This is a genomic window from Pseudonocardia pini, from assembly GCF_013870575.1.
Taxonomy (GTDB): Bacteria; Actinomycetota; Actinomycetes; order Mycobacteriales; family Pseudonocardiaceae; genus Pseudonocardia; species Pseudonocardia pini.
The window spans coordinates 1-8,314 of record NZ_JACBXB010000187.1; the positions used below are offsets into that span (position 1 = coordinate 1).

General features: G+C 72.8%; 9 protein-coding genes. 4 read left to right on the top strand and 5 right to left on the bottom strand.

The window, feature by feature from the left end:
* From H5J29_RS34325 to H5J29_RS13180, 3 genes are all read left to right on the top strand, one after another.
* Positions 1 to 203: hypothetical protein (locus H5J29_RS34325; RefSeq protein WP_376768526.1), on the top strand; the 203-nt coding region annotated here is incomplete at its 5' end.
* Positions 204 to 497: 294 nt separating this feature from the next.
* Positions 498 to 2,273 (top strand): acetyl/propionyl/methylcrotonyl-CoA carboxylase subunit alpha, encoded by a 1,776-nt coding sequence (locus tag H5J29_RS13175; RefSeq protein WP_181781232.1) that lies wholly within the window; start codon positions 498 to 500, stop codon positions 2,271 to 2,273.
* A gap of 222 nt (positions 2,274 to 2,495) precedes the next feature.
* Positions 2,496 to 2,957, top strand: coding sequence for a hypothetical protein (locus H5J29_RS13180; RefSeq protein WP_181781233.1), 462 nt, complete (start codon positions 2,496 to 2,498; stop codon positions 2,955 to 2,957).
* Between the two features lie 127 nt (positions 2,958 to 3,084).
* Here H5J29_RS13180 and H5J29_RS13185 read toward each other — a convergent pair whose 3' ends face one another.
* Positions 3,085 to 3,429 (bottom strand): hypothetical protein, encoded by a 345-nt coding sequence (locus H5J29_RS13185; protein ID WP_181781234.1) that lies wholly within the window; start codon positions 3,427 to 3,429, stop codon positions 3,085 to 3,087.
* Positions 3,430 to 3,534: 105 nt separating this feature from the next.
* Positions 3,535 to 4,938 (bottom strand): NAD(P)H-quinone dehydrogenase, encoded by a 1,404-nt coding sequence (locus H5J29_RS13190; RefSeq protein ID WP_181781235.1) that lies wholly within the window; start codon positions 4,936 to 4,938, stop codon positions 3,535 to 3,537.
* 94 nt (positions 4,939 to 5,032) lie between these two features.
* Here H5J29_RS13190 and H5J29_RS13195 point away from each other — a divergent pair, with 94 nt between their 5' ends.
* Positions 5,033 to 5,482 (top strand): gamma-glutamylcyclotransferase, encoded by a 450-nt coding sequence (locus H5J29_RS13195; RefSeq protein WP_181781236.1) that lies wholly within the window; start codon positions 5,033 to 5,035, stop codon positions 5,480 to 5,482.
* Positions 5,483 to 5,605: 123 nt separating this feature from the next.
* Here H5J29_RS13195 and H5J29_RS13200 read toward each other — a convergent pair whose 3' ends face one another.
* The 3 genes from H5J29_RS13200 to H5J29_RS13210 all read right to left on the bottom strand — a co-directional run.
* Positions 5,606 to 6,379: an alpha/beta fold hydrolase gene (locus H5J29_RS13200; RefSeq protein ID WP_181781237.1), complete on the bottom strand. Its 774-nt coding sequence runs from the start codon at positions 6,377 to 6,379 to the stop codon at positions 5,606 to 5,608.
* A 37-nt stretch (positions 6,380 to 6,416) separates the two neighbouring features.
* Positions 6,417 to 7,373, bottom strand: coding sequence for a hypothetical protein (locus H5J29_RS13205; RefSeq protein ID WP_181781238.1), 957 nt, complete (start codon positions 7,371 to 7,373; stop codon positions 6,417 to 6,419).
* Between the two features lie 183 nt (positions 7,374 to 7,556).
* Positions 7,557 to 8,314, bottom strand: a 758-nt coding sequence (locus H5J29_RS13210; protein WP_181781239.1) for an amidohydrolase, incomplete at its 5' end; no start/stop codon positions are given.

The window sequence follows — 8,314 nt, forward strand, 5'->3', positions numbered from 1 at the left end:
CGGCGAGCGTTCTCACGGGCCGCCCGGTCGGGGGCGGCCTGCAGGACGGCTGGGACGTCGCCCGCGCCGCCCGGGACCGCGGCCTACTCTCCGAGGGCGCCCGCCGCGAGCTGAGGGCCCGCGAACGCTCCCACCGCTACGACGGCGTCCACCCACCCCGCCCCCGCCTGCTCACCCGCCTCCGCACCCCCCGACCCACATGAGCGAACGGCACTCTCGCTCATACCTAGTGAACGAACGGCACTCTCGCCTACCTCGTGAGCGAACGGCACTCTCGCTCATACCTCGTGAGCGAACGGCACTCTCGCTCATACCTAGTGAACGAGAGTGCCGCTCGCTCAGGCACCGGTCCGCCCGCGCGGCAGTCAGGCGTGACCGGTTGATGACGGATCCCACACCGGTTCGCGTTCTGTGTTCGCTGGGTGAACTCCTAGACTCCCCGGTAACCACGGCGCCGGCGCAACGGGGGCCGGCGTGGGAACACGAGGAGACCGAAGGTGCCAGCACTGCGCAAAGTTCTCGTCGCCAACCGCGGGGAGATCGCCGTCAGGGTGATCCGGGCCGCCAAGGACGCGGGCCTTGCCAGTGTCGCGGTCTACGCGGAGCCCGATCGCGACGCTCTGTTCGTCCGGCTCGCCGACGAGGCGTTCGCCCTCGGCGGTACCACCGCCGCGGAGTCCTACCTGGACTTCGACAAGGTCATCGGCGCCGCGAAGCAGGCCGGGGCGGACGGCATCCACCCCGGTTACGGCTTCCTGAGCGAGAACGCCGACTTCGCCCAGGCCGTGATCGACGCCGGGATCACCTGGATCGGTCCGTCGCCGCAGTCCATCCGCGACCTGGGCGACAAGGTCACCGCGCGCCACATCGCGACGCGCGCGGGCGCCCCGCTCGTCCCGGGCACCGCTGACCCCGTCTCCGGGGCGGACGAGGTCATCGCGTTCACCAAGGAGCACGGGCTGCCCGTCGCGATCAAGGCGGCGTTCGGCGGCGGCGGGCGCGGTATGAAGGTCGCGCGCGAGGAGAAGGAGATCGCCGAGCTCTACGAGTCGGCGGTCCGCGAGGCCACCGCGGCGTTCGGTCGCGGCGAGTGCTTCGTCGAGCGGTACCTCGACAAGCCGCGCCACGTCGAGACCCAGGTCCTGGCGGACCAGCACGGCAACGTGATCGTCGTCGGCACCCGGGACTGCTCGCTGCAGCGCCGCTTCCAGAAGCTGGTCGAGGAGGCCCCCGCGCCGTTCCTCACCGAGGAGCAGCGCAAGACGCTTTACGACGCGTCGAAGGCCATCGTCAAGGAGGCCGGCTACTACGGCGCGGGCACCGTCGAGTTCCTGATCGGCCAGGACGGACTGATCACGTTCCTCGAGGTCAACACCCGTCTGCAGGTCGAGCACCCGGTCTCCGAGGAGACCTCCGGGCTGGACCTGGTCCGGGAGCAGTTCCGGATCGCGGAGGGCCTGGAGCTCAACCTCCTCGACGACCCGGAGCCCCGCGGGCACTCCATCGAGTTCCGGATCAACGGCGAGGACGCCGGCCGCAACTTCCTGCCCGCCCCCGGCACCGTCGAGACGATCGCGTACCCGGCGGGCCCGGGCGTGCGCGTCGACGCGGGGGTCGAGGCGGGCTCGGTCGTCGGCGGGCAGTTCGACTCGCTGCTGGCCAAGCTGATCGTCAGCGGCTCGGACCGCGACCAGGCGCTGGAGCGTTCGCGCCGTGCGCTGGCCGAGTTCCAGGTCGGCGGCATGGCCACGGTGCTGGAGTTCCACCGGCTCGTCGTCGAGGACCCGGCGTTCACCGCGGACCGCGAGGAGGACTTCACCGTCCACACCCGCTGGATCGAGACCGAGTGGGACAACACCGTGCCGCCGTTCACCGGTGCCGCGGAGGCGGACGAGGACGCGGCGCCGCGGCAGAACGTCGTCGTCGAGGTCGGTGGCAAGCGCCTCGAGGTCTCGCTGCCCGGTGACATCTCCTTCGGCGGCGGGGGCGGTGGTGGCGCGGCGGCGAAGGCCAAACCGCGCAAGCGCGCCGGTGCCGGCGGAGGTGCCAAGGTGTCCGGGGACGCGGTCACCGCGCCGATGCAGGGCACGATCATCAAGGTCGCCGTCAGCGAGGGCGACACGGTCTCCGCGGGCGACCTCGTCGTCGTCCTCGAGGCGATGAAGATGGAGAACCCCGTCACCGCGCACAAGGACGGCACCGTCACCGGGCTGTCCGCCGAGGCGGGCTCGACGATCTCGCAGGGCGCCGTGGTCTGTGAGATCAAGGACTGATTGACGCGTCCCCACCGGGGCGGTTGAATCCTGGACTGCCAGGTTCGACCGTCCCGGTCGTCGTTACTGCACAAGTACACAGCGAACGAGACGCACCCGTGTGAGTCCCTCCACGGGGCCCGGTCCTCCGCCACGCGGCCACGGACCGCGCCGCGGATCCGTCCGACCCGAGCCCGGCTCGGCGCGGACACGTCCTCGTCGGTATCGAGCACAGGATCCGTCATGCCCCCTGACCTCTACGTCACCACCCACATCCACACCGACGGGCCCATCCCGGGCCCGCACTCCCTACTCACCCTGACGGCCGCGGCCCACACCGCCGCGGGCGTCCCGTCCGGCACGTTCACCGTGAACCTGCGGGAACTGCCCGGCGCCACCCTGCACCCCGCGTCGTTGCGGGAGTGGCGCACCCGGGCCGAGGAATGGCTCACCACCCGGCGGGCCTCACGTCCGCCGGCCCTCGCGACGCTCGAGTTCGCCCGCTGGACAGCACGGCTGCCCGGCAGGCCGATCTTCGTCGTCGAGCCCGAGTCGTACCTGTTCGTCTACTGGTACGCGCAACGGTTCGCCGGTGAGTGGCCCTTCGCGGGGACGACCCCCGCCGAGGCCGCCCCGCACCGCAACCCCGCCGCGGACGCCTGCACGCTGCCCTCGTGCCGCGCGCAGCTCGCCGCGACGGGCTGAGAGCAGACCCGATGCCCCCGGGGACACCGTCCACCGGGGGCATCGGCATGCCCCGCGAGTCCCCCACTTCCGACGCGCGAGTCGGACACCCAGGCCCGCGAGTCGGGCACTCAGGCGGCGACGCGGGTCAGTGTCCGGGCCGGACGTCGGGGCGGCCCAGCACCGCACCGCCCACCCCGGCGACCACGGTGATCCCCGCGACGAGGATCGCGACCAGGCCGAGCCCGGAGATCCACAGGCCGAGCAGCGCGGACACCGCACCGAGAGCGAGCCCGGCGCGCGGCACGGCGGAGCCCTGCAGCCTGCCGGTCACCATCCGGGCGGCGACGGCGGTGAGCCCGATCGCGAGGATGGCCGCCGCCCCCGGGAAGGCGGGCAGGAACACGAAGAGGAGGTCGTCGGCGAGCTGCGCGCCGACACCGGCCGCGACCACCGGGAGCACCGGGACGCGGGTGGAGACGGGAGTGGTCATGGCGTCCACGGTCCGCCCACCGCGGCCCCGCCGGATCAGGGATGTCCCCGACCCCGACCCTGTGAGCGGCGATGGTCGCTGGAGCGACTATCGCCGCGCACGACCTCAGTCGAGGTCGGAGTGCTGCATGAGCTGCCGCCCGGCCTCGGTGATCGAGCCGGACAGCGACGGGTAGACCGAGAAGGTGTGGGCGAGGTCGTCCACACCCAGGCCGTTCTGCACCGCCAGCGCGATCGGCAGGACGAGCTCGCTCGCCACGGGCGCCACGACCACGCCGCCGATCACCACACCCGTGGCCGGGCGGCAGAACAGCTTGACGAAGCCGCGCCGCAGCCCGCGCATCTTCGCGCGCGGGTTCGTGGCCAGCGGCAGCATGACCGTCCGAGCCGGGACCTCGCCCGCGTCGATCGCGCGCTGGCTGATGCCGACGGTCGCGATCTCCGGCCGGGTGAAGACGTTCGACGCGACCGTCCGCAGCCGGATCGGCGCGACGCCCTCGCCCAGCGCGTGCCACATCGCGATCCGGCCCTGCATGGAGCCGACGGACGCGAGCATCAGCAGGCCGGTGCAGTCTCCCGCCGCGTAGATGCCGGGCACCGAGGTGCGGGACACGCGGTCGACCGGGATGAAGCCGCCACGGTCCGTCTCGATCCCGATCTTCTCCAGGCCGATGTCGCCCGTGTTGGGCACCGAGCCGACGGTCATCAGGGCGTGCGACCCGCGGACGACCTGACCGTCGGCGAGCGTGACGACGACCTCGTCGCCGTCTCGCAGCACGGACTCGGCCCGGGCTTTGGGGAGGATCTCGACCCCGCGCTCGGCGAAGACGTCCTCCAGGACCGCCGCGGCGTCCGCGTCCTCGCTCGGCAGGACCCGGTCCCGGCTGGAGATCAGCGTGACCCGGCACCCGAGCTCGACGTACGCGGACACGAACTCCGCGCCCGTCACCCCGGACCCGACGACGATCAGGTGCTCCGGCAGCGCCGGGAGGTCGTAGAGCTGGCGCCAGGTGAGGATGCGCTCGCCGTCCGGGCGCGCGGAGTCCAGCACGCGGGGCGTGGCGCCCGTCGCGATGAGCACGGTGTCCGCATGCAGCTTCTCGACGGTCCCGTCCGCGTGCCGGGCCTCGACGGTGTGCGGCAGCCTGCCGGAGGACTCGTCGAGGAACGACGCCCGGCCGTTGATGATCCGGACGCCCTCGCCCTCGACCCGGGCTCGGATGTCCGCGGACTGGGCCTTCGCGAGGCCCTTGACCCGGCTGTTGACCTTGGGGAGGTCGACGCCCTCGGTGTCCCGGTCGAGCAGGACGCCCAGGTCCTCGGCGCGGTGTAGGTCCACGCGGACCGCCGCGGACGAGATGAAGGTCTTCGACGGCACGCAGTCGTGGATCACACAGGCGCCGCCCATCCCGTCCGCCTCGACGACGGTGACGTCGCTGCCGTGCTGTGCCGCGACCAGCGCCGCCTCGTACCCGGCGGGCCCACCGCCCATGATCACGATGCGGGTCACTTCGCGCACGTCCCCTCGGTGCTCGGCGGATGTCGGGACCACCCTAAGCGGTGCCACCGGAACCGTGCCTGGTGGTCGCCGTTACCCTGTCCCCGTGCCGCTCTACGCCGCCTACGGGTCGAACATGGACCCCGCCCAGATGAAGGAGCGCGCCCCGCACTCGCCGATGGCGGGCACGGGGTGGCTGATGGGGTGGCGGCTCACCTTCGGCGGCGAGGACTACGCCTGGGAGGGCGCGCTCTCCACCGTGGTCGAGGACCCGGGTTCGCAGGTCTTCGTCGTGCTGTACGACGTGCCGGACCACGACGCCGCCCAGCTCGACCGCTGGGAGGGTGGCGAGCTGGGGCTGCACAAGAAGCTGCGACTGCGGGTGCAGACCATGGAGGGCAGTGCCCTGGCCTGGATCTACGTGCTCAACGCCTACGAGGGCGGCGCCCCCAGCGCCCGCTACCTCGGCGTGATCGCGGACGCGGCGGAGGCCGCAGGCGCCCCGGACGACTACGTCACCGAGCTCCGCAACCGCCCCAGCCAGAAGAGCCCCTGACCGCGAGTCCCCCGGTCTCGACGCGCGAGTCGGACACCACCGCCCGCGAGTCCCCCGGTCTCGACGCGCGCGTCGGACACCAATGCCCGCGAGCCTGCCGGCGTGCGCCGTCGGTCGGCGCGGTCAGCCTGCGAGGAAGTCCTCGAACGGCTGCATGAAGGCGGCTCCCGCTCGGTTGAGCCAGTCGTGCCGAGCGCGCGGCATCGCGACTGCCCTGGCGTTCGGGAGCGCCGCGGCGAGGGCGCGGGCACTCTCGCCGTAGTGAGCCGGGCCGGCGCCACCGAAGGCCAGCAACACCTCCGCCTCGATCGGGACGTACGCGGAGGCGGGCCCGTCGTGGTCCGTGGCCGCCCGCGCCTCGCCGACGACCGTGGTGAACCGCTCACCCATCCGACGTCCGATGGGCGTCCGGGCGAAGAGGGCGCCGACCACCTTCCCCACCGGCATCGGAAGCGCTGGCCCCGGGGTATGCCGGAGGCCCCTCCCGACCAGGGCGAACGCCGTCGGGAGATCGCCGGCGGCGACGGCCGCCTCGAAGTCGTCGAGGTACCAGGAGGGGAAGCTCCCGTCGATGCTGACCGCCGCGTCGTACAGCGCTATCCGCTCCAGCGGCAGCCCCTGCGCAGCGGCGTGCAGCACGAGGAAGCCACCGACGCTGTGCCCCAGCACGCGGCGGGCGCCGGTGAGGGCGAGCACCTCGCGGAGGAGCGCGACGTCCGCGTCGAGATCGTAGACGCCGGGTGGTTCGGTGTACCGGTTGTAGTGATGCACCGTGAGCCGCGTGCTCAGCCGCGCGATGGTGCGTCGGTAGTCCGCAGGCCCGACACCACCACCGTGGACCAGGACCATGTTCGGCCCCGTTCCCGACGTCGTGATCGGCACGCGACGCCCAGCCACCGACACCTCCATGGCGCCTCCCGTCCTCGGGCTGAGCCTATCGAGGCGACCACCCCCGATCGCGATGCCTGCGAGCCTCGAGAACACCGGGCGTGCGCCGCACGGGAAGACCCCGGAGGCGGAAGGCCGCGGCGAGCTCCTGCTCGACCCGGGTGATGTCCTTCATGTCCGCCGCGGTCACCCGGATCACGATGTACCCGCGCCGCTCCAGCTCCCGCTGCCGGTCCGCGTCCGCGTCCGCGGACTCCCTTCCACTGTGGGCGACGTGCCCGTCGTACTCCAGAGCGATCCGCAGGCCCGGCCAGGCCAGATCGAGAAGGAAGAGCAGCCGCCCCGTCGCGTCGTGGAGCGGGTGGTTGAGCACCGGGTTCGGAAAGCCCAGGTCGACGATCCGGAACTGCAACCGGCTCTCGGCGGGCGAGCGCGGCCTCCCGCCTGCCAACTCGACCAGGAGCCCCGCCCGCCTCGCCCCTCGACGGTCGACGCGCGTCCCGATCCGATGTCGGACCTCTGCGCGCAGCGCCTCGGCGTCCTCGGCGAGTCCCAGGGCCTCGTCGTAGATCGCGAACGCGGAGGGGCCGTGGTCCCGGCACAGGAGGTCGGCGAGGACGCGGTCCAGCGCCAGAACCGGCAGGTCCAGGTGCTCGGCGCGATCCGGGCTCAGGTCGCGGCCGTTGTGGACCACGAGGCCGTCGTACCGGCGCGGCTTCCGCCCGTAGGGCACGGCGAGGTGGACCGGGAGGGGCTCGGTCGCCCGGCACCCGTACAACCAGGCCGCCGTCCTCCCGCAGACGACGGTATCGTCGCCCGCGAAGAGAGTCGCCGCCCCGATCAGTGCGAGGGGGTCGACGGCTCGGGCCGCCGGGACGAGGACGCCTGGCCAGGGCACGCGCCATTCGCCCGCCTCGATCGCGAGGCGGGCCGCCCGTTCACCGATCTCGCGGGCGAGCCTGCTCCGCGGGACGGCGCCATGAAGGTTCGTGAGGGTCTCCACGGCCACAGAGTGACCGCCGAGTCGCCCCGCCCGCTGCGCAGCGACGAAGTTGTCCACAGGTGCACGCTTCTGTGGACAACAGCCCCGGCACGATGTCCGACTCGCGCGTCGAAACCGGGGGACTCGCGGAGACTGTTGTCCGACTCGCGCGTCGGAAGTGGGGGACTCGCGGGTCGGGTCGGGTCAGCGGGCCAGGGCCGCCAGGGCGCTGTTGACCAGGACTCGCACGCCGAAGGGGAGGGCACGCTCGTCGAGGTCGAAGGTGGGCTGGTGGATGTCCTTCATCGGGCCCACCCCCGGCCACACACCCAGCCTCGCCATCGCGCCCGGCACCTTCTCCAGGTACCACGCGAAGTCCTCGCCGCCGGAGGACTGCTCGGTGTCCGCCGCCGCGTCGAGCCCGCCGGTGAGGATGGCCGCGTCCCGCAGGATGCCGGAGCTGTCCGCCTCGTTGACCACCGGCGGGACCCCGCGGATGTGGTCGATGACGTACCCGACGCCGGTGGGCGCCAGCACGGCCGCGACCAGGGCGCGGAACTTGCCCTCCAGCTCGGCCCACGTGGCGTGGTCCGCGGTGCGGAGCGTGCCGCGCAGGACGCCGTGCTGCGGGATCGCGTTGGCCGCCTCGCCGGACTGCACGGCCCCCCACACCAGGACGGTCCCGGAGCGCGGGTCCACCTGACGGGTCAGCAGCAGCGGGAGCTGCGTGATGAGCAGGCCCAGCGCCTCGACCAGGTCCGCGGTGAGGTGCGGGCGGGCGGTGTGGCCGCCGGGCGAGGTCAGCCGGATCTCCACGACGTCGCACGCCGAGGTGATCGGGCCGACCCGGGTGCCGAGCCTGCCGACCTCGAGCCGCGGGTCGCAGTGCAGTGCGAAGATGCGCTCCACGTCGTCCATCGCGCCGTCCGCCACGACGTCGAGCGCGCCGCCGGGCTGAACCT

Excerpts from the sequence above, each read along its gene's own strand:
- H5J29_RS13185 (WP_181781234.1), bottom strand. The coding sequence starts at position 3,429 with ATGACCACTCCCGTCTCCACCCGCGTCCCGGTGCTCCCGGTGGTCGCG.
- H5J29_RS13180 (WP_181781233.1), top strand. The coding sequence starts at position 2,496 with ATGCCCCCTGACCTCTACGTCACCACCCACATCCACACCGACGGGCCC.